This window comes from Meiothermus cerbereus DSM 11376 (assembly GCF_000620065.1).
In the GTDB taxonomy this organism is placed as follows: Bacteria; Deinococcota; Deinococci; order Deinococcales; family Thermaceae; genus Meiothermus; species Meiothermus cerbereus.
The window spans coordinates 1-24,146 of sequence record NZ_JHVI01000035.1; the positions used below are offsets into that span (position 1 = coordinate 1).

Sequence of the window (24,146 nt, forward strand, 5' to 3'; positions counted from 1 at the left end):
CCGTGCGAATCGTCCGAGGTCTTGACCTTTATGCACTGATATCTGTAGGTTCTTGCTTCCTTACTACCCTTTGTGATCCAACTTTGAAAAGCAAAACATTGGACACCTCTGTGCTCATAGCGGCATGGTCCCACCCGTTCCCATTCCGAACACGGCAGTGAAACGTGCCTGCGCCGATGGTACTTGGCTCGAAGGGGCCTGGGAGAGTAGGGCAGCGCAGAGGTTTTTTATTTGCGGGAATAGCTCAGTTGGTAGAGCACAACCTTGCCAAGGTTGGGGTCGCGGGTTCGAGTCCCGTTTCCCGCTCCAGCTTGTACCCCCCCCTCTTGAGGGGGGGTTTTTTATGTCTGTTCAACCAGACACTTGCCTTGCTCAACCAACACCCCCCAGTGCTTGTGGGGTGATTTTTGTTTAGAATCCTGTGCTATGCACGGGCTCGAGGCCACCTACCGCATCGAATCTACCCCAGACCAGATAGAAGCCAGGGCCCAGGCCCTTGCCGTCGAACAAAGCATCGAGATGCCTCCTACTGCTGTGCGTCAGCCGGAGCTGCTGCACGAGGTGCTGGCCCAGGTGGCCTCCATTCAGGAGGCCGGGGAAGGCCAGTACCGGGTGGTGTTGCGCTTTGCCGAACAGACCACCGCTTTCGAAGCGGCGGGCTTGCTCAACGTGCTTTTCGGCAACTGTGCTTTGCAAGAAGATGTGGAGCTATTAGACCTGAAGCTGCCGCCCCGCCTGCTCTCGGCCTTTGCGGGCCCGCGCTTTGGGATTGCTGGATTGCGCCAGCTCGCCAACGTCTACGACCGCCCCCTAACCTGCACCGCCCTCAAGCCGCAGGGCCTCTCCCCTACCCAGTTGGCCGAGCTGGCCTATACCTTTGCCCTGGGCGGAATAGATATCGTCAAGGATGACCACGGCATCACCAACCAGCCCTACGCCCCCTTTGCCGAGCGGGTGTGGGCCATACAAAAAGCCATTGCCAGGGCCAACGCCGAAACCGGCGGCCACACCCTGTATGCCCCCATGCTGGCCGGTAGCCCCAAAACCCTGAGCAATAACCTGGCAATAGCCCGGCAAGCCGGGGTCAAGGTAATACTCACAGCACCCATGCTGCTTGGGCTTCCGGCCTTTCAGGAGCTTGTCGAGGAGCTGGGCCTGGCAGTGCTGGGGCATCCGGCTTTTGCTGGCCTACGCATTGCCCCGCCCCTTATGTTTGGAAAGCTTTTCCGGCTGCTGGGCGCCGACGCCATCATCTTTCCCAACTACGGGGGCCGCTTTGCCTACAGCAGCCAAACCTGCCTGGAGCTGGCCCAGGCTGCCCGGTCGTCCTGGGGGCCCATTCGCCCAGCCCTACCGGTTCCGGCAGGGGGCATGACCGTCGAACGGGTGGAGGAAATGCTGGGGTTTTATGGGCCCGACACCATGCTCCTGATCGGCGGCAACCTCCTGGCCGCAGGGGAAAAGCTACTCGAGCGCACCCGCGAGTTTGTGCAAAAAGTGGCGGCCAGCGTGGAAAAAATCTAGCGTTAGAATGAGAGCTATGACCTCGAGCAAAACCAAACGGGCTGCACATGGCTACACCTGGGAAGATGTAGAGGTGCTGGCCTATAAGTCGGAAGGAGTGGCCCCATTCAAGGGCGTAACCCGTCAGGTGCTTTTCAACGACCCCCAGCTTGCCGCCCAGTGGCGCTACTTCGAGGTAGCCCCTGGGGGACACACCACCCTCGAGCGCCACCAGCACGTACACGCCGTGATGGTCATCCGGGGACGGGGGGCCTGCTTGGTGGGGCAGGAGATACACAGCATCGGGCTGCACGATCTGATTCACATACCCCCCATGACCTGGCACCAGTTCCGCGCCAGCGAGAACGAGCCGCTGGGCTTCTTGTGCCTGGTCAACGCCGAGCGCGACCGGCCCCAGCTACCCGGGCCAGAAGAATTGCGGGCCTTAAGGCAAAACCCGGCTGTTGCCGAATTTATACAGGTCTGACCCCCTGCCTGTGATAAGGTGATGCCATGTCTAAGCGTGCCTCCGTCGAAGAAATCAGAACAAGCGAAAACCCCGAAGCACACCTCGAGCAGATTCGCAGCATTCTGTTTGGCCAGCAGATGCTGGAGTTCGAGCACAAGCTTCAGGGCCTGGAACAGCGCCTGCAGGAGCGAACCACCTGGCTCAACCAGGAACTGCTGGATCGCATCGCTGCGCTGGAAAACCGCCTGGTAGGGCTTTTGCAACAGGAAGCCGAGGAGCGCCAGATTGCCGACCAGGCCCTGCAGGGCAGCCTGGATACGGCGGTAGACAGCCTGGAAGACAGGCTGGCCTCCGAAATGAAGGAAATGCGGGCCGACCTGAAGGAGCAGGGCAAGGAGCTCAACAAAAAGCTCGACCAGCTGGCCTCGAGCCTGTACGCCGCCATCGAGGAGCTGCGCCTGCACAAAACCGACCGGGCCGCCCTGGCCGGCTTGTTGGTAAACCTGGCCCAAGCCCTGCAAAAAGACTAGACATGGCCCGTCCCTCGGACAACCTCGAGGCCCTGCGAAAGCTGCTGCTCGAGCCCGAACAACAAGCCCTGCAGGCCTTGCAAGACCCGGCCCGCTGGGAAGAGTGGGTCGCACAGGTTCTGCCGGAGGCCCTGCTCCGCCGTAGCCAGAGCGATAAAGCCTTGCAGTACGCCCTCAACCCCATCATCGAAGAAACCTTCCTGCGGCTGGTGCAGCGCAACCCCAAGCTGCTGGTGGATATTCTGTTTCCGGTGCTGCTGCCGGCCATTCGCCGCGCCGTAACCAGCCTGTTTGCCTCGCTCACGCAAAGCCTCAACCAAACCCTCGACCAGGTGTTTAGTGTGCAGGGGCTACGCTGGCGGCTCGAGGCCCTCAGCACCGGTAAATCCTTCGCCGAGGTGGTGCTTTCGCACACCTTGCTGTATCGGGTCGAGCAGGTTTTGCTGATTCAGCGTAGCAGTGGCTTGCTACTGGCCCACCGGGTTGCCGAGGGCGTTAAGGTTCAGGACGGCGCTCTGGTCTCGGGGATGCTAACCGCCATCGGCGAGTTTGTGCGCGACTCCTTCGACCCCGAGGCGGGCCTCAACACGGTGAATTTTGGCGAGCGGGTTCTGGTGGTGGAGCAAAGCCCCCAGGCCATTCTGGCCGCAGTGGTGCGCGGGGTGCCCCCACAGGCCTTGCAGGAGCGCTTGCAGGACACCCTTTTGGAAATCCAAGTCCGTTTTGGCGAGGCCTTTAGCAGCTATAACGGCGACGATGCCGTTTTTGCCGAGACACATCCCCTGCTGGATGCCCTGCTGGAAGCCGAATACAAGCGCCCGGAGAGCCGCCGCCCCTATGCGCTATTGTTCATCCTGGGCCTACTGTTGCTCGGGCTTGGTGCTTGGGGCTATAGCAACTTCCAGGCCAGCCGGGCCTGGGACGCTTACCTAAAGCGCCTTTCCAGCACCCCCGGCATCGTCGTGACCGATACGCCCCGACGCTACGAGCTGCGGGGCCTGAAGGATCCCCTGGCCCTCGACCCGCTGGCCTTGCTGGAGGGCCTGCCGCTGCGCGCCGAGCGCATCCGGGCAGCCTGGCAGCCCTACCAGTCGCTCGAGCCCGAGATCGTGCTCAGGCGCATCCAGCAGCACATGGACACCCCCAGCACGGTGCAGTTGGCCTGGCGCGAGGGGGTGCTGGTGGTGAGCGGACGCGCCACCCCGGGCTGGCTCAGCCGCCTGCGCAACCTGGCCCCTTTGCTGGGGGTGACACAGCTCGATACCGCCCAGCTTGTGCTCGAGCCCCCCCAGAGGTAAGGTTATGGGGCTTATTGCGCCCAAGATGCTTTTGGGCGTAAACTGCACCCGCCTTTGCAGCAGGCCGCTTGGCAAGTATTCCGTTCTGGGACATCAGCAGGTGATATGGCAGGGGGCATCCGGTGATTCAAAAGAAAATATGCATGTTGGGTGCGTTCGGGGTGGGCAAAACCAGCCTGGTCGCACGCTACGTGCACGGCATCTTTTCCGAAAAGTATCAGACCACCGTAGGGGTCAAGATTGATAAAAAAATCGTCACGGTCAACGGACAGGAGGTAAGTCTGGTCTTGTGGGACCTGTACGGCGAAGACCAGTTCCAGCGGGTGCAGCCTTTTTACCTGCGGGGCAGCTCGGGCTATTTGCTGGTGGCCGACGGAACCCGCCCCGATACCCTCGAGGCCGCCCAAAGCCTGCACGCCCGCGCCCAGGAGGTGCTGGGCCCGGTTCCCTTCATCCTGCTGCTGAACAAGCACGACCTGCCCTGGCAGGTGAGCGAGGCCCAGCTCGACCAGCTGCGGGCTAAAGGCTGGGAGGTGCGCTACACCAGCGCCAAAACCGGCGAAGCCGTAGAGGACGCCTTCAATACCCTGGCGGGCCGGATGTTGGAGCAACAAAGCACCTAGGGCTGGCGGCTTAACAGCCAGTAAGCCAGCCCAATAACCAGGAGCCACAGCCACCAGCGGCGGCCCAGGAGGGGCTTGCGCTCTGGCAGGGGGAGCGAAGCGCCGGGTAGCGGGCCACGGGGAGGCCGCACCGGGGGGCGCATCTGCAAGCGCTGGCCCTGCTTGATGTGATACACCGACTTGTCGAGCTGGCCTTTTTTGCGGTAGGCCGCACCCAGGTTGTGGTGGGCCAGGGCGTACTCGGGGTTCAGCTTGAGGGCCTCCTGGTACAACCGGATGGCCTCGTCGGTCTGGCCCGCCTCGAGGGCCAGGTTAGCCAGGTTGGTCTTGGCCCGAAAGTGGCGGGGGTCGGCCTTTAGCGCAGCCTCGAAGGCCTGCCGGGCCTCCTCCCGCTGGCCGCGCATAATCTGGATGAGCCCCAGGGTGGCCCAGGCCTCCGCCCCCAGGTGGGGGTCTTGCAGGTAGGCCGCAATCTGGCTTTCATCTTCGCTTTCAAAGGCCCGGATGGCCGCCCTGGCCCGCTCCAAATCCAGGTAGCCAGCAATCAGGTCGCCGTCCTGCTCTAAAACCTTTTGCGCCCTTTCATATTCCTTCAGCCGCAGCCAGTCGCGCAGCTCGAGCAACACCGCCAGGGCCTCGGCATGGCCCCCCTCACCTGCCAGAATGCGGGCTCGAGCCTCCTCGTAGCGTCCCAACTTGATTAGCTCGTCCACTTCCACAACACCAATCTACCCCAGCCACCCCCACGTAACGCTTTAGGGGTCAGTTTGGGTCAAATTCCACACGCCTTACAAAACCAGGCGCTATACTCGGCAGTGGAGTTCGGGAATAGGCCCGCTCCCACGAGACCGCAAGCCCTCTTATGCACTACGCAATACCGCACCAATACCATATCCCGGTGCGGAACCCTTAGGAGAAGTTATGAAGAAGTCCGGTTTTACCCTGATCGAGCTGTTGATCGTCATCGCCATCATCGGCATCCTGGCCGCGGTGCTGATCCCCAACCTGCTGCGCGCCCGCGCTGTGGCCAACGACCGCGCCGCACAGGCCTTTGCTCAGAACGTTTACAAGACGGCCCAAGCCTATCTAGCCGAGAACGTAAACGTGACTACTGTTCCCACCTCCTGCGCGGGAACCACTGGTTACAGTGCTGGTAACTACAGCGTGCCTGCTCCTGGGGCTTTCATTACTGGCTGCACTGTCGCCTCAACCGGTGCCTCCGTAACCGTCACCTACACTGGTGGCACCTCCACCTCTGTGACGGTGGGCCAATAGTTGGACTGCGGGCAATTAGATAGCGGTTGAAAAAATGCCCTGCCACGAGGCAGGGCATTTTGACCAAACAATCATGAAGACGCATGGTGGCTTTACATTAATCGAGTTGCTTATCGTCATCGCTATCATCGGTATACTCGCTGTGGTGCTGGTGCCCAATTTGCTGAATGCGCGGAATGTAGCCACGTTACGAGCAGAGCAAGTATATCTGCGAAACGTAATGTACGCTGCCAATGCGTATCTATCCGACAACGTTCTAGCCAGTACCCTCCCAAATACCGATTGCGTGAACGGCTTCAGCGCTGGTAGCTATGTGGTAGCACCACTTGCTCGTACTACCCTTTCCTCCTGCACGGTTCAGCATGTATCTGGAGGCGCGGTAGTCAGCTATAGCGGGCTGTCAGGAGCAGGGCAGATTCCTTAGAGCTGCCCTTAATACATGAATACGGGGGGGCATCAGCTCCCCCAACTGCTTTTAATCAGCTGGCATTGAGCTAAAATTGGAGTTAGATGGATGTACGGTAATCTTTCACTACGGGTACGGATGGATGTTTGCTTCGGTAGGTCTGAGTTGCCTCGCCCGCTGCCAGAGCAAATAACACCCACACAACCCCTTCAGAAAAGAACGGTATAAACCATAGCAGCAAGAAAACATGGTAAGCCCAGAGCCCAGATGCACCAGGAGTTAGCTGTAAGAAGGCTCTGATACTGAGTATCAACAGGGCCATGTATAAGACCAAACCAACTAAACCCTTTTGAAGAGCAACCTCCAGCAGTTGGCTATGCGACTTCCATAGCACAATACTCTGTGTGTAGCGCTGTCCTTTTTCGTTTTCTACAATCCAAACCGGAATTGTACCCGGCGCACTGAGATACGCAATCATCTTATAAGCACCTGCTTCCAGGCGCAAAAAGCGCGCCTGTTCCTCTGCGCTGAGGAACAGAGGCCAATAGTAGTCGAAGTTGCCTCCACCCCAACCCAGCACAGGACGCTCCAGGATGCCCCCCACTGCAGCTTTCCAGAACAGCATCCTGGCTTCCATAGAGCTTGTGCTGGCCAGCTCTTTCTGGCCGCCCACACCCCTAAACTGAGTCCACTGGATTGCTGCAAAAACCGCAATTAGCACAAGTGCTGAAGCCACTAACCCTTGCCTGGGAGCACGCCAGACTCCAATAAGCAGTACCAACGCCATTCCCAAGAAGGCAGCCCGATTGTAGGTTAGGCCCAGACTGAACGCAATTAGTAAAACTGTCCCAAGAAATAACCACGACGGTTTGCGAAACCAGATCGCAATGGCCACTCCAAACGTGGCTGCCAGGTAGCCTGCCAGATGCCCTTTCTGTGGGAAAGACACGATTGGAAGATCACCCACTTGAAGTGCATAAATTAGGCCCCTGCCCAAGGCTATCTCTGCTATCGCCCCCAAGCTCAGCAAAACTCCAGAGATTGCCACCCCAATAGCAATACGAACCAGCAAATCCCGTTCCCGCATTATTTGCAGGTAAACCAGAACAAAAACCAAAGAAAACAAAAAAGATGCCAGAGCACCATCACCATTTCGAGCAAGACTACCCATCAGGGCTACTGCCGGTGATGGAGTGAAAAAGGCTGCTATAACACCCCAAATGCCAAAAAGCAAGGCCAACAATACCGGTTTATGCTGCCAGAGAAGCCTAGGCAAGTGTTTGGCATCACTTAAACGCAAGTGGGGGTGTAAAAACCACTCAAACAATAGCGCACCTAGCACAAAAATAGCTGTGATGACAATATGGTAGGTATAGTTCAATCCCCAGAAACTGCGCTCAGAAGGAACAAAGATGAGCGGATACAGCACCACAAAAGCAAACCACCACCAGCGATAGATACGATACATGTTGCTTAGTTTAGCCGTACCTCCCAGGGTAGCTGGGTTACATTTCACTCCTCTATTTGTTGCGCCATTTGTAGCAGTTACAGATGTCCATTTCGAAGTGGCGTAAACACATAAAAGTTGTCCCTTTCTTGTGCAAAAAACATCCAGGTGGTCAGGGGTGCACCCTACAATAAAGTGTGCTCGAGCGCGCTCAAATCCGAACCCTGTTCCCAGCAATAACCATACTGGCCTCACTTTTCTGGCTGTGGCAGCAAACCTTCACACATTACGATGCTGTGCCGCTCGGGTTAGTTGGGGTTGTACTCGGCGCGCTGATCCTGCTAATGCCGCGGGTTCCACGCATCTTATGGGCCTGGTGGGGGCTGGGGCTTCTAAGCATTTTGTGGAGCCTCACGCCCGGCAACACCCTGGCGCTGGGTTTGTGGGAGCTGGCCTACCTGGCCGCCTTTGCCGCTGGGGGCTGGTTGGTGGGCTTTGTGGGGCTGAACATCGTTTTGCTGGGTTATGGGCTTCTGACCACCCTCACGCTGGCCTGGGCTGGGCTGGTGATGTATTTTTCGGGCTCGAGCCATTATGTCGCTGGAGCCCAGGCCCTGGTGCTGATTCCATTGGCGATGGTGTGGATGTTTCGCTCGAGGTGGCCGCTGCTGAGTGGAATCTTGCTTACCGGAGCTTTGTATCTTGCGTTACTTTCGGGTGCTCGAGCGGTGTATTTGCCCTTGACCATAATCGCCTTGCTTATGGTGTGGCGCCTCTGGCGAGAGGGCTTTGCATTCTGGCGGATTGGGCTGGCCCTGGGCGTAGTGGTGGCAGCTGTAATGGCCATAGATGCTACCTTACCTTTTTCGCCCGTCCAGAATGCATTGGGACTAAAAGCATCTCTAACCAAGCAAGTGCAGGATGTAGCTGCAGAGGGCAGTATAGGTAGCCGCCTGCAAATGTGGGAGCAAACCCTACACATTGCCCTGCAACACCCCCTGGGCACTGGCAACGGCAGTTTTCGCGATACCCTTGCGGCCTATCTGCAATACCCCGGCATCCTCTTCAGCAACGCACACAACTACTACCTCGAGACTGCCGCCACCGGCGGCTGGTTGCGACTGCTGTTGCTGCTGGTCATACTGGGCTGGTTGCTTTGGCAAGGCTGGAGTTCGTCCGCCTGGCCCTGGGCCTTGGGGGCTGCAGGGTTGTGGGCTACCCTGGCATTTGATGTTACGGGAATGTACCCAGCGGTAATGATGCTGGCTTTTGCTAGCTTGGGCGCACTGCATGGTCAAGTCAAGGCTCCACTGGCCGCTCCATCCTCAAATAAGAGGGTCTACTGGGCCGTACCGGTGGCCGGATTGGTTCTCGCGGTAGGTTTAGCCTTTTGGTGGTATTGGCCCTGCGAGCAAAACTGTGCAATTAGTCGCTACCAGGGATTTCGCTCTGCTGTCCTGGCTGAGCTCGAGCAAGTTTCCGCATCCAAGCGAGAAGAGCTTTTGAGAGACGCTGCACGGCTCAATCCCAAAAGTCTTTGGGTCTACAGAACTCAACTAGAGTACACCCAAGCTCCAGAGGAAAAGATAAAGCTGTTGCAGCACATCGTTGAGGTTTTCCCGCTGGCTAACCCAACCTTTTACTTGCAGCTGGCGGAGTTGGCCGTGCAGCTAAACCGGCCAAAGGAGGCCATACAGGTGCTAGAGTTAGGCTTGAGCCGCTTTCCAATCAACTTTACGGGCTACCAATCCGGCAACTTCTTTGGGATGCTAACGCCGTCCTACGAATCCTGGCGCGCTCGGGCACCTGAGTTGCTCGAGCAACTAAAAAAAGATAAATAGTTCACGGGTTTTCTTGGCATCTGTACTTAGCGTTCTACCAACTGCGATTTTTCGCCCCTCGCTCGAGCCACCCAATAAACACCACCCCCGCCACAAACCCCTCTATGTGTGACCCGAAGGCGATGCCCTCCGCACCCATCGAGACGCTAGGCCAGCCCTAGCCCTCTGAATTGCCCGGACGCAAAAGCGCAGAGGTGAACTCGACGAAAACGCCCAGGCGTTGATCCAGAATGGTCTTGAGAATCGGCAGGGAAAGCGCCTGGTAGTCGTGAACCGCCACATTGCGAAAGCCCACCATCTGTTGCATCCGGCGGGCCAGGTCTGGGGTAATAAGGTGGGCCTCTTGCAAGAGGCGAAAGGCGTCCCGTGCGCTTTGTGGGAGGCCTAGACGGTGCAGGCGCACCCCATACATCGCCAGGTCTATGGAGGCCTCGCAGGCCCGCAAAAGATTGAGCACGATAGCGTCCTGGCGCGTGTAGTTCTCGAAAAGCTCTCCTTCATGGCCTCGGTACTCTTCTTCGATGCGCTTCAAGCAGCGCTCGATGGTAGCGGTCTTGGCCAGGAGTACCTCATCCATAGACCCGCCCTCGACGGCGGATGTCCTCTAATATTGGCCGCCGCTCTTCTTGCAAATAGGCATACTCTTTCAGCACACGGATTTCAAACAAATCGCAGCGGAGCCGATTCGCACAATACACGCGCCAACCCTGCGTCACGACTCTAGCCCTAAGCGCTGGGGGCGCAGTGGCTAAATCCACCAGGTCAACCTCAGGCTGGGACTCCTGGAGCACAACCAAATCCTGGGCTAACACAAACAGCGCCCAGGGGTCGTAGGGCGCGCTGCCCAAAACAGCAATATCCAGGTCGCTACCGGGCTGGGCCTGCCCTTCGGCCTGGGAGCCAAAAAGGTATATGGCCAGTGGCGACAGCCGCTCTCGGATAAGGGCGACAATGGATTCCAGGGTCTCACCAGCCAGGGTCGCCATAGCGCCATTCTATCAGCCCCGTACACCGCCCCTGCGCTTCAGCGCCGCTGCCATCCAGGTTTTGGCGCACCGCACGCAAAAACCACCGAGTAAGCACCGCCCCCGCCACAAAAACCGCCAATATGCGCCCAGAAAGCGACACCTTGGGGCCAGCGCAGCTAGGCCCCTTTCCAGCCGAAAAGCTGAAAAGGGTGCACAGACATTCGGTGCTCCTTAAGGCTAAAATAAAACCAACCATGGCTTTGTCAGCGCCCGTCCCTACCCAGGCCCTGGCGGAGATCTGCCAGCGGTACGGGGTTCGGCGGCTCCTCTTCTTCGGCTCCTTTGCGCGGGGAGAGGCCGACGAGGAAAGCGACCTGGACCTCCTGGTGGAGTTCTTCCCCGGGCGCACCCCGGGCCTGGGTTTCGTCAGACTTCAGAAGGAGCTGGCCCTCCTTTTCGGACGCAAGGTAGATCTTCACACCCCGGGAAGCCTGAGCCCTTACCTCCGGGAAGCGGTTCTGAGGGAGGCCCGCCCCCTGCATGAGGCGGCGTAGCCTTTCCGATCGCGTCCGGCTCCTGCACATGCGGGACGCCTGCAGGCGCGCCCTGGAAATCGCCCAGGGCAAAGACCTCAGCGCCCTTTCGCCCGAGGAGGAAGCGTCCCTCGCCCTCGTTCGCCTTCTGGAGATTCTCGGTGAAGCGGCCAGGGGCGTTTCCGAGGACCTCAAGAGCCTTCAGCCCGAAATCCCCTGGCGGGAGATCGTGGCCACCCGCAATCTCCTTATCCACGAGTACTTCGGCGTGGACATGGAGGTGGTGGCAGCCATTCTCGAACAAGACCTTCCCTCCCTGCTGGAGCGTTTGGAAGCTATCCTGCAAACCATGGACCATTCTGGGCCTTAGGCAGGGAGGCTTTTGGCAGGCTCAACCGCGCCTCCAGGCCAAACTTCAGGTAGGCTAGCCACAGCGCTATGGCTATCAGCCCTGCACCCCGCCCCTGCGCTTCAGCGCCGCTGCCGTCCAGGTTTTGGCGCCCCACGCTCGAACCACCGAATGAGCACCACCCCCGCCACAAAACCGCCGATGTGTGCCCAGAAGGCGATGCCCTCCTCGCCCATAAAATCGCCCACAAACTGGATTAGAAGCCAGTAGCCCAGGTAAAGAATGGCTGGAATGGGTACAGGAATCCAGCCCACCAGCGAGAGGATCAGGGCCCTGGGGTACAGCACAATATAAGCGCCCAGCAGGGCCGAGATGGCCCCCGAGGCGCCAATCATGGGCACATCGCTGGAAAAGCCGCTCACCAGGCCCTGAATTAACGCTGCAGCAACCCCGCCCAGCAGGTAGAACAACAAAAAACGCCCGTGGCCCAGGCGGTCTTCGATGTTGTCGCCAAAGACCCACAAAAACCACAGGTTGCCCAGGATGTGCAGCAGGCTCCCATGCAGGAACATGCTGCTAAACAGCGTTATCCACTCGCCCCGAAAATCGGCGGCAAAGCGGGCCGGCACAAAGCCATAGGCCCCAATAACGGCGGCAGGGTCGGTAAGGGCAAAGGTATAGACAAAGCCGGCCAGGTTTAGCAACACCAGCAGGTAGACCACATACGGGCGGCGGTGGGCCCGGTTGATGTCGTGCAGGGGGAACATGCCCACAGGTTACAGCAAGAACAACAAAAAAACGCCCCGCAGAGCGGGGCGCTACAAGGTGCTGCTTTTAGCCATTCACGCGAACTTCGATGCGGCGCGGCTGGGCAGTTTCGGCTTTGGGGATGTCGAGGTAGAGGATGCCGTGCTTGAAGGTGGCCTCGATTTTGCTCAGATCGAAGGTGTTGGGGATCACGAAGCTGCGCTCGAACTTGCCATAGGGGCCCTCGAGCCGCCACTGGTTGGCGTTTTCGGGCTTGTTGAAGGGACGCTCGGCCCGGATGGTGAGGGTGTTGTTCTCGGCGGTTACCTCGACCTGCGAAGGCTCTACCCCAGGCAGGTACACCGCCAGGTGGATACCCTGGGCATCCTCGAGCGCGTCTACCAGCGGGGTATGAGCACTCTCGGTAGTGGGGGTGAAAAAGTTGCGCAACAGGGCGTTTTGCAGTTGTTCAATCTCACGGAAGGGGTTGTATCTAATCATGTCATCCTCCTTTACATTTAGAAGTATAAAACTTGAGTGTAGTATTGTCAAGTAGTTTTAGTGCTGAGGCTCCCGATTCGGCTTGACGTCTACAGATGGGGCTGTAGTTTTTGAACCAGCATGTGCTTAGGCAGAGCCCCCACCATCCGCTCGACCGGCTGGCCGTTTTTGAACAGGATCAGGGTAGGAATGCCCTGCACATGGTAAGCGCTTTGCGCCAGGGGGAAATGGTCGACGTTGAGCTTGACGATTTTGAGCCGGCCTGCATACTCGCGGGCGATCTCCTCGAGCACCGGCGCAATCATCTTGCAAGGCCCACACCACTCGGCCCAGAAGTCGACCAGCACCGGCACGCTGGCCTGAAGCTCGGGGGTCAGGCCCTGGGTGGCATTCACCAGCCAGGGCAGGGGCTTTTTGCAGGCCCCGCAGACCGGAACCTGGCCTGTGGGGGGGTTGCCCAAGCGGTTTTTTGCACCGCAGTGGATACAGGTGATGATGTTGTCGCTTGCCATAATCGTTTTATGCCAGCGCAGCCTGCCGAACCTCGAAGGTGAGTCCCAGGGGGCCGGTGTTCACATACAGATGAGCGCCATCGGGCACCTCACCCGCCAGGATTTTGCGCGAGAGGGGGGTCTCCAGTTCCCGCTGGATTACCCGCTTCAGGGGCCGGGCCCCAAAGACCGGGTCGTAGCCGCGCTGGGCCAGGAAGTCGAGGGCCTCTTGCGAGAGCTCGAGGGTAATCCGGCGCTCGGCCAGCCGTTTACGCACCGCCTCGAGCTGGATCTGCACGATGGCCGCAATCTGCTCTTTGGCCAGCGGACGGAAGACCACAATCTCGTCCAGGCGGTTCAAAAACTCGGGGCGGAAGTTCTGCTGCAGCACCCCAAACACCCGTTCGCGGATGGCCTCGTAGCTCTGGCCCGACTGAATGCCCTCGAAGATGAGGGGCGAGCCGATGTTGGAGGTGAGGATGATGACGGTGTTGCGGAAGTCCACCGTGCGGCCCTGCCCGTCGGTCAGGCGACCGTCGTCGAGCACCTGCAACAGCACGTTGAACACATCGGGGTGGGCCTTCTCGATCTCGTCGAAGAGGATCACCGCGTAGGGCCGACGACGCACCGCCTCGGTAAGCTGACCGCCCTCCTCGTAGCCCACGTAGCCCGGCGGGGCCCCAATCAGGCGGGCCACAGTGTGCTTCTCCTGGTACTCCGACATGTCGATGCGGATCATGTTCTCTTCGGTATCGAAGAGGCTGGCGGCCAGGGTCTTAGCCAGCTCGGTCTTACCCACCCCGGTAGGCCCCAGGAAGAGGAAGGAACCAATGGGCCGGTTGGGGTCTTTGAGGCCGGCGCGGGCCCGCCGGATGGCATCGGCCACCGCCACGATGGCCTCGTCCTGGCCCACCACCCGCTTGTGCAGCTCGTCCTCCAGTCGTAGGAGCTTCTCGCGCTCGCCCTCCATCAGCTTGGCTACAGGAATGCCCGTCCAGCGCGAGACGATGGCGGCAATGTCTTCCTCCGTGACCATGGGTCGCACGAACCGCGCGCCCGCCATGCGCTCGGCCAGCTCGTTGACCTCCTGCTCGAGCCGCGGCAGCTCACCGTAGCGGAGCTGGGCCGCTTTGTTCAGGTCGTAGGCCCGCTCGGCCTGCTCGATCTGGGTGCGTACCTCGTCGAGACGCTGCTGGGCCGCCCGCAGCTTCTGCATAATCTCGCGCTCGGCCTCCCATTCGGCCTGCTGTTTCTTGATCTCGGCCTCGAGCTCGGCAATTTCTTTTTCCAGCTCGCCCAGCCTGAATTTGCTCTCGGCATCGGTCTCTTTCTTCAGGGCCTCGCGCTCGATCTCGAGCTGGAGCTTGCGCCGGTTGAGGGCGTCGATGCTCTCGGGGCTGCTCTCCAGGGCCATGCGCAGGCGGGCTGCGGCTTCATCGATCAGGTCGATGGCCTTATCGGGCAGTTTGCGGTCGGCGATGTAGCGGTGCGAGAGCTGGGCCGCCGCGATGAGCGCGGGGTCGGCAATGCGCACCCCGTGGTGCACCTCGTACTTCTCCTTAATGCCGCGCAGGATGCTTACGGTCTCCTCGAGGCTGGGCTCGTCAACAAACACCGGCTGGAAGCGGCGCTCTAAAGCCGGGTCTTTCTCAATTTCGCGGTACTCGTCCAGGGTGGTGGCCCCAATCAGGTGCAGCTCACCTCGAGCCAGGGCAGGCTTGAGCATGTTGCCCGCATCCACCGCGCCCTCGGCCTTGCCGGCTCCCACCACGGTATGAATCTCGTCAATGAAGAGAATAATCTGGCCTGCGCTCTGCACAGTCTCCTGGATGACCGCCTTGAGCCGCTCTTCAAACTCGCCGCGGTACTTGGCGCCCGCCAGCAGCGAGCCCATCTGCAGGCTCACGATGCGCTTGCCCTTCAGCCCCTCGGGCACGTCGCCCTTTACGATGCGCTGGGCTAGCCCTTCGACCACTGCGGTCTTACCCACCCCCGGCTCACCGATCAGCACGGGGTTGTTTTTGGTGCGGCGCAGCAAAATCTGGATGACCCGCCGGATCTCTTCATCCCGCCCAATTACGGGGTCGAGCTTGCCCTCCTCGGCCTGGCGGGTCAGGTCGAGGCCGTACTGTTCCAGGGCGTTGTAGGTACCTTCGGCATGTTCGCTGTTCACGGTTCTTCCTCCTCTAATCTCCTGTATAGCTTTCCGAATACCGTCGGCCTGCAAGCCGCCGTAGCCGGTCTCGGCCAGGGCCAGTAGCAGGGTATCCAGGGCCACAAAGCGATCCTTTAGTTCGTCGGCCAGCTTCTCGGCCCGCCCCAGGGCCGAAGCCAGGCGGGACGACAGGTACTGCCCTCCCTCGGCCCCCGACACCTTGGGCAAACGCCCCAGCTCGGTCTGGGCGGTCTGGTAAATGCTTTTGGGATCCTGTCCGGCTTTTTGCACAATCTGGGCCGGTAGACCTGCGGCATCCCGCAGCATCACTGCGACCAGGTGAGGCAGGTCAATCTGTGAATGGGACGACTCCCGCGCCAGCACCTGGCTTTGAGCAATGGCTCCACGGGCTTGTTCGGTAAAGCGCTCCAGGTTCATATCAAGATTATTATGAAACTTGAGTGTATTATTGTCAAGTCTAATGAGCCTTATGAGCTATTGGCCCTCAGGCATGCGCTGCGCCTCGGGCCTTCAGCTCGAGGCGGAGGTGTAGTTTCTCAAGGCAAAGCGCCAGAACACCCTGGAAAACAGCAGCAGCCCCAGGGCTATCAGAAAAGCCAGGCCCAGGCCGGACAGGTTCAGGCGGCCCAGGGCAGCTTCGGCCGGCACGGTGGTCAGGAAGGCCACCGGCACCACAAAAGTAAAGAAGAAGCGGTAGGCCGCCGGAAAAGCCTGCACCGGAAAGCGCCCGGCCTCGAGCAGCGCCCGCAGCACCTCGGTGGCGTTGGCCACCTTCACAAACCAGATGCTGTTGCTGGCAACCACGAACCACAGGCTGTACAGCATCACAAAGGCCAGCGCCAGCAGACCAAAGCCCAGCAGGTAGTCGGCCAGGCCCAGCCCCAGGCGGCTGCCGGCGTAGAACCAGATGAAAAGCCCAATCAACCCGTCGCTCAGGCCCCAGGGGGAAAGGGTGCGAAAAGAAAGCCAGAACTGGCTGTCCAGCGGCTTGAGCAGGACAAAGTCGAGGGTGCCCTTCTGTACCTGCTCCACCACCCGGTTCAGGTTGGGCGAGAGCAGGGTAAAGGCCAGGCCGTCCAGCATCAGGAAGGCCGCCAGCACCAAAAGGGCCTCCTCGAGGCGCCATCCTCCTGGCTGATAGCCCCCCTGGTAGAGCAGGGAAATCCCAAACAGGCTGCCCACAGCCCCTCCCAAGGATGAAAGGGCAGCGATTAAAAAGTTACCCCGGTACTCGAGCTCGGCAGCCAGGGCCGTTCCCCAGAAACGGCCCAGCACCCGCAGGTAGCGCATAAACCCAGTCTATCAGAGGCTTTGCAGGAAACCGCTCTCACTTTGCCGGTACGCGAGCCAGTAGCATTAAGCCCATGCAGCTAGGCTACTCGTTCTGTCCCAACGACACTTTTATCTTCTATGCCCTGTCCCACGGCAAGGTTGACCTCCCCTTCCCCATCCACGAGCTGCTGGAAGACGTGGAAACCCTGAACCGCTGGGCCTTGCAGGGGCGGCTTCCCCTGACCAAAATCAGCTACGCCGCGTATGGCCGCCTGCGCCAACAGTACGTCGCGCTTCGTTCGGGGGGTGCGCTGGGCCGGGGGGTGGGGCCCCTGCTGGTCGCCCGGCAGGCGCTGGGTGAACTGGCGGGCAAAAAAATTGCCATTCCGGGCCGCCACACCACCGCCTTCCTGCTGCTTTCCCTGCACACCCCAGGCTTTATACCGGTGGAGATGCGCTACGACCAGATTATGCCCGCGGTGGCCCAGGGTGAGGTGGATGCCGGGCTGATTATCCACGAGTCGCGCTTTACCTACCACCTGCACGGGCTGCAAAAGCTTTTGGATCTGGGTGAGTGGTGGGAAAACCTGACCGGCCTGCCCCTGCCGCTGGGGGCCATTCTGGCCCGGCGTGACCTGGGCAGCGAAACCATTCGGGCCATCGATCGGGCGGTGCGGCTGAGCCTCGAGTACGCCTACGCCCACCCCGAAGAAACGCTGGCCTACATCAAAAAGCACGCCCAGGAGCTGCAAGACGAGGTCATCTGGGCCCACATCCACACCTACGTGAACAGCTTTTCGCTGGACGTAGGGGCCGAGGGCGAGGCCGCAGTGGCCGAGCTGTTCAGGCGCGGCGAGGCCGCCGGGCTGCTGCCCGCCTCGAGCCTTCCCCTCTTCGCCTGAAGGCTGTGTGGCTGGGGTCAAGGGATGCTGCTTACAATTTGTATCCCTGGTCAGGAATCTCTCACACGTAGAACCGCTAAATTAACCATATGACCCCGGACTTCATTGCCACCCTGCCCCCGGAAGCCAGGGCCGAGGCCGAACAGGTATTCCGCAGCTTCACAGCTCGGCGGAATAGCTACGTGTGTTATCCAGAAGATGAAGCCAGAACCCTGTACTACGTGCTCGAGGGTTGGGTTCGCCTGTTCCAGCTTGGGCCTCAGGAAGAAGAAATCACCCTGACGGTGGTGGGGGCCGGTGACATATTTGGCGAGGGTGCTCTGTTACCGGACCAACGTTATGGGGTCTTTGCCGAGCCGCTGGTGGACTGTGAGCTGCTCTCGGCCTCGAGGGAAGACCTGCTGCGCCTCACCAGCCGCTTCCCCGAGGCCCAGGCCGCCTTTGTGCTGCTGCTTTCGCGCCGGCTGCGCAAGGCCGAGGAACGGCTGCGCGATCTGCGTTTCAAAGAAGTGCTCCCACGGCTGGCCAAAGCCCTGCTCACCGCCATGCGCAAGAGCAAAGAGGGGCTGGAAGTAACCCTGTCGCACCAGGATCTGGCCCACCTGGCCGGCTCCACCCGCGAGACCATCACCAAGGTGCTGGGCGAGCTGGCTATGGACGATACCATCGAGCTGGGCTACCGGCGCATTTTGATTCTCAAGCCCGACACACTGCGGCGCGTTGCCCTGTAATATGAACCCCGCCTGAATCGTTCCGTTAGGGACTGTTGGAGCTCCATCTTATTTCAGGCTGTTGCTACCCGCGCTTCAGGCGGGGCCCCAGAAAAAGAACAAATCAAAGACATTTCTTATATGTCGGGAAATAAGCCTGTATGTGCCAACCCGCTAGGCTGGGTTTGCCGCTGCCGGCTCTGGCCCGACCCGGCAAGGCCCGAAGGGGGCGCGCAGTAGAAAGTGTCCCCATAGTTGAAATGCAAACTTCCGCCCCACAACACCCGCAAGGAATTGCGCCAGGTACGTCGGTGCTGTGTTGGGCAATATCGCAAATCTACCCTGGCGCAACTAAATCCCCTGGTCGGCTTGCAGGAAAGCCGCGGCACCTTACGCTATAGCTGTCGATCAGGCGTTAGAATCCCTTAGTCATGGCCGACCCTTTACACCAGTTCCTGCCCTACGGCCTCGAAGACCTCCCTGCATTGCTGAGCACGCCCCGCGAAGCGCCGCGGGAGGCGCTCAGTGCTGGCCTGGTGGCTTATCTGCGGCGGCTCGGTGCGCCCCCTGCCAGCCTCGAGGCGGCCCAAAAGCTAGCCCAGCCCAACAGCCGGGCCATCGTGAGCGGGCAACAGGCCGGTCTTCTAACCGGACCCGCCTACACCTTCTATAAGGCCCACGCGGCCCTCAAACTGGCCCAGGCCCAAAGCCCCCAGCCGGTGGTTCCGGTGTTCTGGGTAGCCTCGCAAGACCACGATACCGACGAAATCCGCAGCATAGAGCTGCTGGACTTTGAAGAGCGCGTGCACCGCCTACAGCTCGAGCTGCCCCCGGGCCACCCCGCCGGGCGAATTCCCTTCGCGCCTTATTTTGCCCAGGTCTGCGGGCTGCTGCAGCGCTTTGGTGGGTATCCCGAGGTGCGAGAGCGCATCTGCAAGGCCATTGCGGGCCAGTGGAGCTACAGCGAGGTGTTTGCCCGGTTGCTGCTGGAATTCCTGGGCCCTGCCGGGCTGGTGGTCTTCGACCCCATGGCCCCCGAGCTAGCCCCCTTGTTTGTACCGGCCCTGAAGCAAGAAATTGCCGATCCCTTGGCTTCCTCCCAGGCCATCAACCGCACCGCCTTAGCCATGAAAAAAGCCGGCCTCGAGCCCGCCCTGGGCCGTGGAGAGGCCGCCACCAATCTGTTTTTGGAAGGCTCGGATGGGGTTCGCAGGCTGCTGCGCTTCCGCGCCGGGCATTTTGAAGACGGCCAGCGGCACTACAGCACTACCGACCTGCTGGCCCTGCTGGAGCAGGACCCCGCCCGCATCACCCCCGCGGCTGGGCTCAGGCCAGTGTTGCAAGACACCGTGCTACCCACCGCCGGTTTTGTGGTGGGGCCGGGTGAACTCAAGTATGTGGCCGAACTGGGCGGCGTGTATGAACTGCACGGGCTCAAGCCCCCAGCGGTGATTCGCCGGATGGGGGTAACGCTGCTCGAGCCGCCCATCGAACGAATCCTGCAAAAATACGGCCTCGAGGCCTGGGCCTTCCAGGCCGACCCCGAAGGAACCTTCAAAGCCGCCCTGGCCCAGCAAGAGGCCAGGGTGCAGGCCATCCGCGCCCACCTGGCCCGCATCAATGCCGAGCTCGAGCAAATTCAAAGCCTGCTAACTGACCCCACCCTAAACCGCCCCCGCCACCGGGCCCAGGTACGCATCCAGCACGAGCTGGAACGCCTCGAGCGCAAAATCCTGGACAGCGCCCTGCGGCAGGAAAACACCACCGGGGCCCAGTTCGCCCGATTGCAGCGCCACCTGGCCCCCGCCGGCCCCCAGGAGCGGGTCTACCCTTTTCTGATGTACCTGCTCAAGCACGGCGAAATCGTGCTCGAGCGGCTCGCTGGGCTTCCTGCTACCGGCAACCACACCCTTAGCCTGATCTAATACCGGATTCAAAAAGATAATCTTCAAACAAAAAGCGCTAAGAGGCTATCTTTTTGAATCCTAGAGCACTCCCTTCGGTCGGGTTAGTTCGTCACCGTTCGGTGACGAACTAACCGAATCTGGTATAAGTGGGCCGCTTGATGCTGGAGAGGGCCTCCAGTAAATCTGCCTCCCCAAAAGGCTTGGGAATATGGGCCACTCTGGCATTCCTGACCCAAAAACCCCTGGGGGGCTCCTGGGCGATGAGCCAGATGGGAATAAAACGCCCGCCGGGGGTAGCCCGCAAATGCCGTACTTTGCCCGTCAGGTCGGCACCCTCTAGCAAAGCCCCCTGTACCTGGTTGTGCTCGAGGATGCGTCTAGCGCTGTCCAGATCAGGGGGCAGCATCACCCGGTAGCGGTGGCGTTCGAGGGTCACCAGCAAGAGCCGCCGAACCAGGTTGGAATCGGCCAGGACAAGCAGCAGGGGGTCTTGTGGGCGCACCTCGGCCTCGCTCAGAATCCCCCGGCTTTTTAGCTCGTACAGTAGATGATAGACCTGCTCTTCGGGCAGGTCGCAGGCCAGCGCCACCGAACGGGCCCGCCGGATCCCGTCTATGACACCCAGCACCGTCCAGGCATCGGGGGACAGGGGGTGGCGGGTGGGGTCGCCGGCCAGCCGCAGCACAGTCTCGGGTTCTACCCTGCCCCGCCTCCACTCGTCGAGGCGGCGCAGGGCCTCAATCAGCATTGCGCTGGTATCGGTAGCCCCTGGCAACAGCACCTGCGAAACATCGGCCGGTGGGGGTTCGGCTACCAGTTCGCCCTCCTGCTGGGCCAGAAGGGTGGCCAGGGCCTCGAGGATTTGCGCGCGCAACACCTCGCTTAATTCGTCGTCGGTGACCAATTGCTGTTGCAGCGCCAGAAGGCCCAGGGGGGTTCCGGGGTTCTCCTGCTGCTGGTACTTGACCAGCGCCTGAACCTGCTCGAGGGTCAGGTAGTCGAAGCGCACCAGATACTCCCCCAGGTGGGGGCCGGGCTGGGTCTGGATGTAGGCGATTTTGCCCTCGCGGACATGAATCCGGCCCGAGAGCTTGGGGCAGCTAACGCTGATAACCGCATTTTTACGGCTCCCCTCGAGGGTTCGCAGCAGGTCTCCCAGTTCAATTTCACCCAGTCTGGCCCGAATCATATAAACTCCATCCAAAGCCCCTCTTTAGGGTTCAGCCAAAGCCCGCTCTAGACAACTTTGGCTGGGAGCCCCCTAAGCAAATCTTGTTACGCTCCCGTTTCCCCAACCCACTTCTTTGTGGACATCTCCCCTACTCCAGCAGACGGCTCTGCTCGGGTAGGGGGTAGCCGAAGTGGGCGTAGGCCCGCTCGGTGGCCTGGCGGCCCCGGGGGGTGCGCTTCAAGAGGCCCAGTTGAATCAGGAAAGGCTCGTGCACCTCTTCCAGGGTCTCGGGGTCTTCGGAGAGGGCGGTGGCCAGGGTCTCGAGGCCCACCGGCCCCCCGGCAAAGCGTTCGATGACGGTCTGCATAATCAGGCGGTCGCGGGCATCCAGCCCCAAAGCGTCCAGGCCCAGGGCATCCAGGGCTTGCCGGGTGCGCTCGAGGCTGACCACCGGCTCGCCGGCCACCTCGGCAAAGTCGCGCACCCGCCGGAAAAGCCGCTTGGCGATGCGCATGGTGCCCCGGCTGCGGTGCCCAATTTCCAAAGCCGCCTCGGGCTCGATGGGCAGGCCCAATAGCTGGGCATCGCGCTCTACCCCCTGGGCCAGCTCGGCCTCGCTGTAAAACTCCAGGTGCTCGATAATCCCAAAGCGGCTACGCAAAGGCCCGGATATGAGCCCTGGACGGGTGGTGGCCCCGATCAGGGTAAAGCGCGGCAGATCCAGCCGCAGGGTACGGGCGGCGGGGCCACTGCCGATCACGATGTCAATCTTGAAGTCTTCCAGTGCGGGGTACAGGTGCTCCTCGGCGGCCTTGGACAGGCGGTGTATCTCGTCTATGAAGAGGATATCGCCCTCCTCGAGGCTGTTGGTCAGGATGGCCGCCAAGTCGCCCGGCTTCTCGATGGCCGGGCCGCTGGTCACGCGGATGTTCACCCCCAACTCGTAGGCCACCACGTGGGCCAGGGTGGTCTTGCCCAGGCCGGGCGGCCCAAACAAGAGCAGATGGTCGAGCGCCTCCCCCCGGTTTTTGGCAGCCTCGAGGTAAACCCGCAGCTTCTTTTTGAGTTTGGCCTGGCCCACGTAGTCTTCCAGGCTACGGGGTCGCAGGGTTAGATCGGACTCCACGCCTTTCATCATAGCAAGCGGAAGGGCTCTATTCTGTTTTTGACATAGAAAATGATGGGTGGGATGGCTCCTTATCGCCTTTCTGTTCAGCAAGGTAGGACTGAACCCCGCCTTGCTGCTGGGCCTCCTCGAGCAGCGCATCCAGTGCGCCTTCCCGCCACAGTGCGCCCAGGGCCTGCACGGCTTCTGGGTCAAGTGCCTCATGCAGAAGGCGCGGGTAGACTTCGGAAGGCTTTAGGGCGGGGCGGTAGGGCCGGTGGCTGGTAAGGGCATCCCAGATATCGGCCACCGCCAAGATGCGGGCCTCCGGCGGTATGGCCTCGCCGCGAAGCCCATCAGGGTAACCACAGCCATCCAGCCGCTCGTGGTGATGCCGAATGCCCGCTAGATGGGCCTTAAGCGCACGGGACTGACGGACAATCTCGTACCCAATGAGCGGATGGCTTTCAATCATCTGACGCTCCTGGGCGCTGAGCCTGTCGGTTTTCTTGAGAATGGCTTCGGGAACACCAATTTTGCCAATGTCGTGCAGCAGCCCGGTGATGTAGAGCTGGTAGGCTCTTTGTGCATCCCAGCCCAGCTTCAGGGCAATGCGCTGAGCATAAGCCCCAACCCGCTGCGAGTGACCGCGGGTGTAGGGATCCCGGGCGTCTATGGCAGCGGCCAGGGTTTGTACGGTGTCGCGGTACAGCTCGAGGTTGCGCTGGCGCTCGGCTTCAAGGGCCTGGGCCAGGTTGTTGAAACCCAGAGCAAGGTCAGCCAGCTCGTCCCAGGCCACCGCACTCACTCGCACCGACCCTTTTCCGTGCTGGATAGCCTGCATTCCCTCGAGCACCGCCTGCAAGGGCCGGGCCACTTCACGGGACAAAAGAATTCCGCCGGCCACCATCAGCAGCAGACCGGAAAACAATCCCCAAGCCACCAGTCCAGGAAGATTCGTGGATTCAAGCCTAAAGTAAACCAGCGAACCCACCTGCAGCAGCGGTAGCAGCCCCAAGGCCAGCAGCACGCCCAGCACCTTTAAGACAAAAGGAATCCGCAGGCGGGGGTATACCACCACTTCGTCGCCAAAGCGCTCACGTAGATAGGCCAGCAAGCGCGGAGACTGGCTCGCACCAACCAGATACTCGATAATGGCATGCAGGGCAGCGTTGATGGGATACCACGGCAGCAAATACAGCATGTCCAGTGGCCCGGTGGGAAAGCCGCCAAAGCGGTGCGCCACATCGATAGCCAGCAAAAAACCGCCCATAGTGCTTAGCAGGTGAGGCCCCATAACCCGTGCCACCGAGAGCAGCGGCCAGTGCACAAGGTTGCGGTAGGCTTGCCGGGCCTCCTGGAGGTCTTTAGCCTGGCCGAGGAAGACCTTTTGCGCCTTACTAAGTTGCCGACGTGCCCACCACAGGTCCAGCAGCGCAACCGCCGGAGCTACCAGCAAACCGATGGCAAGGGCGTACCCCCAGGCCCAGGGCGCCCAGCCAAAGTACAGCCCGTGAACCATCAAAGCATTAAGCAAAACCGCCAGAGAGCCAAAAAAGTAGGCCCAGACCGAGCGGCGCAAGAACTGGCTAAATAGGCGCTTAGAGACTGTCTTAAAACTTTCCCAGACGATATAATCGAGCATGAATAGTCGAGCAAGCTGCTACCCAAGCGATATTTCGGACAATGAGTGGGCGATACTCGAACCGCTAATGCCCGAGCCCTCCTGCTTCACCCATAGACCAAGGGAACATAGCTGGCGAGAAATCCTCAACGGTATCTTCTACATCACTCGCTCTGGATGCTCCTGGCGCATGATGCCTAGCGATTTGCCACACTGGAAGACGGTCTATCACTACTTCAGGCTGTGGAAAAAGAGCGGATTCATCGAGCGACTCCATACCACCCTGCGGGAGAAGACC

The 24,146-nt window shown here is 60.4% G+C and carries 26 protein-coding genes, 1 tRNA gene and 1 rRNA gene; 16 read left to right on the forward strand and 12 right to left on the reverse strand.

All coding sequences use genetic code 11. The annotated features are described in order from the left end of the window. Positions 1–106 precede the first annotated feature (106 nt). From rrf to Q355_RS0112045, 7 genes are all read left to right on the forward strand, one after another. A 5S ribosomal RNA gene (rrf, locus tag Q355_RS0112015) occupies positions 107–223 on the forward strand. A 10-nt stretch (positions 224–233) separates the two neighbouring features. Further along, positions 234–309 (forward strand) — tRNA-Gly (locus Q355_RS0112020). A 117-nt stretch (positions 310–426) separates the two neighbouring features. Then, entirely contained in the window at positions 427–1,524 is a 1,098-nt protein-coding gene (locus Q355_RS0112025) for a RuBisCO large subunit C-terminal-like domain-containing protein (protein ID WP_027878024.1), read from the forward strand. 16 nt (positions 1,525–1,540) lie between these two features. Further along, positions 1,541–1,990: a cupin domain-containing protein gene (locus Q355_RS0112030; protein ID WP_036259417.1), complete on the forward strand. Its 450-nt coding sequence runs from the start codon at positions 1,541–1,543 to the stop codon at positions 1,988–1,990. 26 nt (positions 1,991–2,016) lie between these two features. Continuing rightward, complete coding sequence (locus Q355_RS0112035; protein WP_027878026.1) at positions 2,017–2,502, forward strand: hypothetical protein; 486 nt, start codon at positions 2,017–2,019, stop codon at positions 2,500–2,502. Positions 2,503–2,504: 2 nt separating this feature from the next. Beyond that, a complete protein-coding gene (locus tag Q355_RS15845; protein WP_051529417.1) occupies positions 2,505–3,800 on the forward strand; it encodes a hypothetical protein in 1,296 nt (431 codons plus the stop codon). A gap of 143 nt (positions 3,801–3,943) precedes the next feature. Continuing rightward, a complete protein-coding gene (locus Q355_RS0112045; protein WP_051529418.1) occupies positions 3,944–4,423 on the forward strand; it encodes a Rab family GTPase in 480 nt (159 codons plus the stop codon). Here the strand turns inward: Q355_RS0112045 and Q355_RS0112050 are convergent. Continuing rightward, positions 4,420–5,142: a tetratricopeptide repeat protein gene (locus tag Q355_RS0112050; protein ID WP_245597571.1), complete on the reverse strand. Its 723-nt coding sequence runs from the start codon at positions 5,140–5,142 to the stop codon at positions 4,420–4,422. The genes Q355_RS0112045 and Q355_RS0112050 overlap by 4 nt on opposite strands. A gap of 202 nt (positions 5,143–5,344) precedes the next feature. On the opposite strand from Q355_RS0112050, the gene Q355_RS0112055 reads away from it, so the two are divergent. Together Q355_RS0112055 and Q355_RS16535 are read left to right on the forward strand one after the other, a co-directional pair. Next, positions 5,345–5,698 carry a type IV pilin protein gene (locus tag Q355_RS0112055; protein ID WP_027878029.1) on the forward strand — a complete coding sequence of 118 codons (354 nt, stop codon included), beginning with the start codon at positions 5,345–5,347 and terminating at the stop codon, positions 5,696–5,698. Between the two features lie 73 nt (positions 5,699–5,771). Continuing rightward, a complete protein-coding gene (locus Q355_RS16535) occupies positions 5,772–6,122 on the forward strand; it encodes a type II secretion system protein (RefSeq protein WP_036259432.1) in 351 nt (116 codons plus the stop codon). Between the two features lie 82 nt (positions 6,123–6,204). On the opposite strand, the gene Q355_RS0112060 is transcribed toward Q355_RS16535, so the two are convergent. Then, entirely contained in the window at positions 6,205–7,572 is a 1,368-nt protein-coding gene (locus Q355_RS0112060; RefSeq protein WP_027878030.1) for an O-antigen ligase family protein, read from the reverse strand. Positions 7,573–7,895: 323 nt separating this feature from the next. Here Q355_RS0112060 and Q355_RS0112065 point away from each other — a divergent pair, with 323 nt between their 5' ends. Then, positions 7,896–9,392 carry an O-antigen ligase family protein gene (locus Q355_RS0112065; RefSeq protein WP_245597572.1) on the forward strand — a complete coding sequence of 499 codons (1,497 nt, stop codon included), beginning with the start codon at positions 7,896–7,898 and terminating at the stop codon, positions 9,390–9,392. Between the two features lie 157 nt (positions 9,393–9,549). On the opposite strand, the gene hepT is transcribed toward Q355_RS0112065, so the two are convergent. Together hepT and mntA are read right to left on the reverse strand one after the other, a co-directional pair. Further along, positions 9,550–9,969, reverse strand: a complete 420-nt coding sequence (gene hepT, locus Q355_RS0112070; protein WP_027878032.1) for a type VII toxin-antitoxin system HepT family RNase toxin — start codon at positions 9,967–9,969, stop codon at positions 9,550–9,552. Further along, positions 9,962–10,378: a type VII toxin-antitoxin system MntA family adenylyltransferase antitoxin gene (mntA, locus tag Q355_RS0112075; protein WP_024049985.1), complete on the reverse strand. Its 417-nt coding sequence runs from the start codon at positions 10,376–10,378 to the stop codon at positions 9,962–9,964. Before mntA ends, hepT begins: the two co-directional genes overlap by 8 nt. A gap of 236 nt (positions 10,379–10,614) precedes the next feature. Between mntA and Q355_RS0112080 the strand changes: the two genes are divergently transcribed. Further along, positions 10,615–10,914: a nucleotidyltransferase family protein gene (locus tag Q355_RS0112080; RefSeq protein WP_024049984.1), complete on the forward strand. Its 300-nt coding sequence runs from the start codon at positions 10,615–10,617 to the stop codon at positions 10,912–10,914. Then, on the forward strand, positions 10,901–11,263 hold the full coding sequence (locus Q355_RS0112085; protein WP_024049983.1) for a HepT-like ribonuclease domain-containing protein: 363 nt from the start codon (positions 10,901–10,903) through the stop codon (positions 11,261–11,263). The genes Q355_RS0112080 and Q355_RS0112085 overlap by 14 nt, the downstream gene beginning before the upstream one ends. Before the next feature lie 101 nt (positions 11,264–11,364). Here Q355_RS0112085 and Q355_RS0112090 read toward each other — a convergent pair whose 3' ends face one another. The 5 genes from Q355_RS0112090 to Q355_RS0112110 all read right to left on the reverse strand — a co-directional run bounded on the left by Q355_RS0112090 (position 11,365) and on the right by Q355_RS0112110 (position 16,447). Beyond that, positions 11,365–12,009 (reverse strand): rhomboid family intramembrane serine protease, encoded by a 645-nt coding sequence (locus Q355_RS0112090; protein WP_027878033.1) that lies wholly within the window; start codon positions 12,007–12,009, stop codon positions 11,365–11,367. 67 nt (positions 12,010–12,076) lie between these two features. Beyond that, positions 12,077–12,490, reverse strand: coding sequence for an Hsp20/alpha crystallin family protein (locus Q355_RS0112095; protein WP_027878034.1), 414 nt, complete (start codon positions 12,488–12,490; stop codon positions 12,077–12,079). 89 nt (positions 12,491–12,579) lie between these two features. Continuing rightward, positions 12,580–13,002: a thioredoxin gene (gene trxA / locus Q355_RS0112100; RefSeq protein ID WP_036259421.1), complete on the reverse strand. Its 423-nt coding sequence runs from the start codon at positions 13,000–13,002 to the stop codon at positions 12,580–12,582. A 7-nt stretch (positions 13,003–13,009) separates the two neighbouring features. Continuing rightward, positions 13,010–15,574 (reverse strand): ATP-dependent chaperone ClpB, encoded by a 2,565-nt coding sequence (clpB, locus tag Q355_RS0112105; RefSeq protein ID WP_027878036.1) that lies wholly within the window; start codon positions 15,572–15,574, stop codon positions 13,010–13,012. A 93-nt stretch (positions 15,575–15,667) separates the two neighbouring features. Beyond that, a complete protein-coding gene (locus Q355_RS0112110; protein ID WP_027878037.1) occupies positions 15,668–16,447 on the reverse strand; it encodes an ABC transporter permease in 780 nt (259 codons plus the stop codon). 74 nt (positions 16,448–16,521) lie between these two features. Between Q355_RS0112110 and Q355_RS0112115 the strand changes: the two genes are divergently transcribed. The 3 genes from Q355_RS0112115 (at position 16,522) to bshC (ending at position 19,966) form a co-directional block, all read left to right on the forward strand. Continuing rightward, entirely contained in the window at positions 16,522–17,331 is an 810-nt protein-coding gene (locus Q355_RS0112115) for a menaquinone biosynthesis family protein (RefSeq protein WP_027878038.1), read from the forward strand. Between the two features lie 89 nt (positions 17,332–17,420). Further along, the gene (locus Q355_RS0112120) at positions 17,421–18,062 is read left to right on the forward strand and encodes a Crp/Fnr family transcriptional regulator (RefSeq protein ID WP_027878039.1); all 642 of its coding nucleotides are present in this window, start codon (positions 17,421–17,423) and stop codon (positions 18,060–18,062) included. Positions 18,063–18,472: 410 nt separating this feature from the next. After that, on the forward strand, positions 18,473–19,966 hold the full coding sequence (gene bshC / locus Q355_RS0112125; RefSeq protein ID WP_027878040.1) for a bacillithiol biosynthesis cysteine-adding enzyme BshC: 1,494 nt from the start codon (positions 18,473–18,475) through the stop codon (positions 19,964–19,966). A gap of 109 nt (positions 19,967–20,075) precedes the next feature. On the opposite strand, the gene Q355_RS0112130 is transcribed toward bshC, so the two are convergent. The 3 genes from Q355_RS0112130 to Q355_RS17170 all read right to left on the reverse strand — a co-directional run bounded on the left by Q355_RS0112130 (position 20,076) and on the right by Q355_RS17170 (position 23,869). After that, positions 20,076–21,137, reverse strand: a complete 1,062-nt coding sequence (locus Q355_RS0112130; RefSeq protein WP_027878041.1) for a DUF4388 domain-containing protein — start codon at positions 21,135–21,137, stop codon at positions 20,076–20,078. Positions 21,138–21,267: 130 nt separating this feature from the next. Beyond that, positions 21,268–22,257: a Holliday junction branch migration DNA helicase RuvB gene (ruvB, locus tag Q355_RS0112135; protein WP_027878042.1), complete on the reverse strand. Its 990-nt coding sequence runs from the start codon at positions 22,255–22,257 to the stop codon at positions 21,268–21,270. Between the two features lie 16 nt (positions 22,258–22,273). After that, positions 22,274–23,869: an HD-GYP domain-containing protein gene (locus tag Q355_RS17170; protein WP_245597573.1), complete on the reverse strand. Its 1,596-nt coding sequence runs from the start codon at positions 23,867–23,869 to the stop codon at positions 22,274–22,276. Between Q355_RS17170 and Q355_RS17325 the strand changes: the two genes are divergently transcribed. Next, the coding region (locus Q355_RS17325; RefSeq protein ID WP_027878044.1) for a transposase at positions 23,868–24,146 on the forward strand (279 nt) is incomplete at its 3' end. The two genes, Q355_RS17170 and Q355_RS17325, sit on opposite strands and share 2 nt — an antisense overlap.

Excerpts from the sequence above, each read along its gene's own strand:
- ruvB (WP_027878042.1), bottom strand. The coding sequence starts at position 22,257 with ATGATGAAAGGCGTGGAGTCCGATCTAACCCTGCGACCCCGTAGCCTG.
- Q355_RS0112090 (WP_027878033.1), bottom strand. The coding sequence starts at position 12,009 with ATGTTCCCCCTGCACGACATCAACCGGGCCCACCGCCGCCCGTATGTG.
- Q355_RS0112065 (WP_245597572.1), top strand. The coding sequence starts at position 7,896 with ATGCCGCGGGTTCCACGCATCTTATGGGCCTGGTGGGGGCTGGGGCTT.
- bshC (WP_027878040.1), top strand. The coding sequence starts at position 18,473 with ATGGCCGACCCTTTACACCAGTTCCTGCCCTACGGCCTCGAAGACCTC.
- Q355_RS0112080 (WP_024049984.1), top strand. The coding sequence starts at position 10,615 with ATGGCTTTGTCAGCGCCCGTCCCTACCCAGGCCCTGGCGGAGATCTGC.
- mntA (WP_024049985.1), bottom strand. The coding sequence starts at position 10,378 with ATGGCGACCCTGGCTGGTGAGACCCTGGAATCCATTGTCGCCCTTATC.
- Q355_RS17170 (WP_245597573.1), bottom strand. The coding sequence starts at position 23,869 with ATGCTCGATTATATCGTCTGGGAAAGTTTTAAGACAGTCTCTAAGCGC.
- Q355_RS0112025 (WP_027878024.1), top strand. The coding sequence starts at position 427 with ATGCACGGGCTCGAGGCCACCTACCGCATCGAATCTACCCCAGACCAG.
- Q355_RS0112085 (WP_024049983.1), top strand. The coding sequence starts at position 10,901 with ATGAGGCGGCGTAGCCTTTCCGATCGCGTCCGGCTCCTGCACATGCGG.
- Q355_RS0112115 (WP_027878038.1), top strand. The coding sequence starts at position 16,522 with ATGCAGCTAGGCTACTCGTTCTGTCCCAACGACACTTTTATCTTCTAT.
- Q355_RS0112095 (WP_027878034.1), bottom strand. The coding sequence starts at position 12,490 with ATGATTAGATACAACCCCTTCCGTGAGATTGAACAACTGCAAAACGCC.
- Q355_RS0112110 (WP_027878037.1), bottom strand. The coding sequence starts at position 16,447 with ATGCGCTACCTGCGGGTGCTGGGCCGTTTCTGGGGAACGGCCCTGGCT.
- Q355_RS0112035 (WP_027878026.1), top strand. The coding sequence starts at position 2,017 with ATGTCTAAGCGTGCCTCCGTCGAAGAAATCAGAACAAGCGAAAACCCC.
- Q355_RS0112045 (WP_051529418.1), top strand. The coding sequence starts at position 3,944 with ATGTTGGGTGCGTTCGGGGTGGGCAAAACCAGCCTGGTCGCACGCTAC.
- Q355_RS15845 (WP_051529417.1), top strand. The coding sequence starts at position 2,505 with ATGGCCCGTCCCTCGGACAACCTCGAGGCCCTGCGAAAGCTGCTGCTC.
- clpB (WP_027878036.1), bottom strand. The coding sequence starts at position 15,574 with ATGAACCTGGAGCGCTTTACCGAACAAGCCCGTGGAGCCATTGCTCAA.
- Q355_RS0112130 (WP_027878041.1), bottom strand. The coding sequence starts at position 21,137 with ATGATTCGGGCCAGACTGGGTGAAATTGAACTGGGAGACCTGCTGCGA.
- hepT (WP_027878032.1), bottom strand. The coding sequence starts at position 9,969 with ATGGATGAGGTACTCCTGGCCAAGACCGCTACCATCGAGCGCTGCTTG.
- Q355_RS0112060 (WP_027878030.1), bottom strand. The coding sequence starts at position 7,572 with ATGTATCGTATCTATCGCTGGTGGTGGTTTGCTTTTGTGGTGCTGTAT.
- Q355_RS0112055 (WP_027878029.1), top strand. The coding sequence starts at position 5,345 with ATGAAGAAGTCCGGTTTTACCCTGATCGAGCTGTTGATCGTCATCGCC.
- trxA (WP_036259421.1), bottom strand. The coding sequence starts at position 13,002 with ATGGCAAGCGACAACATCATCACCTGTATCCACTGCGGTGCAAAAAAC.
- Q355_RS16535 (WP_036259432.1), top strand. The coding sequence starts at position 5,772 with ATGAAGACGCATGGTGGCTTTACATTAATCGAGTTGCTTATCGTCATC.
- Q355_RS0112030 (WP_036259417.1), top strand. The coding sequence starts at position 1,541 with ATGACCTCGAGCAAAACCAAACGGGCTGCACATGGCTACACCTGGGAA.
- Q355_RS0112120 (WP_027878039.1), top strand. The coding sequence starts at position 17,421 with ATGACCCCGGACTTCATTGCCACCCTGCCCCCGGAAGCCAGGGCCGAG.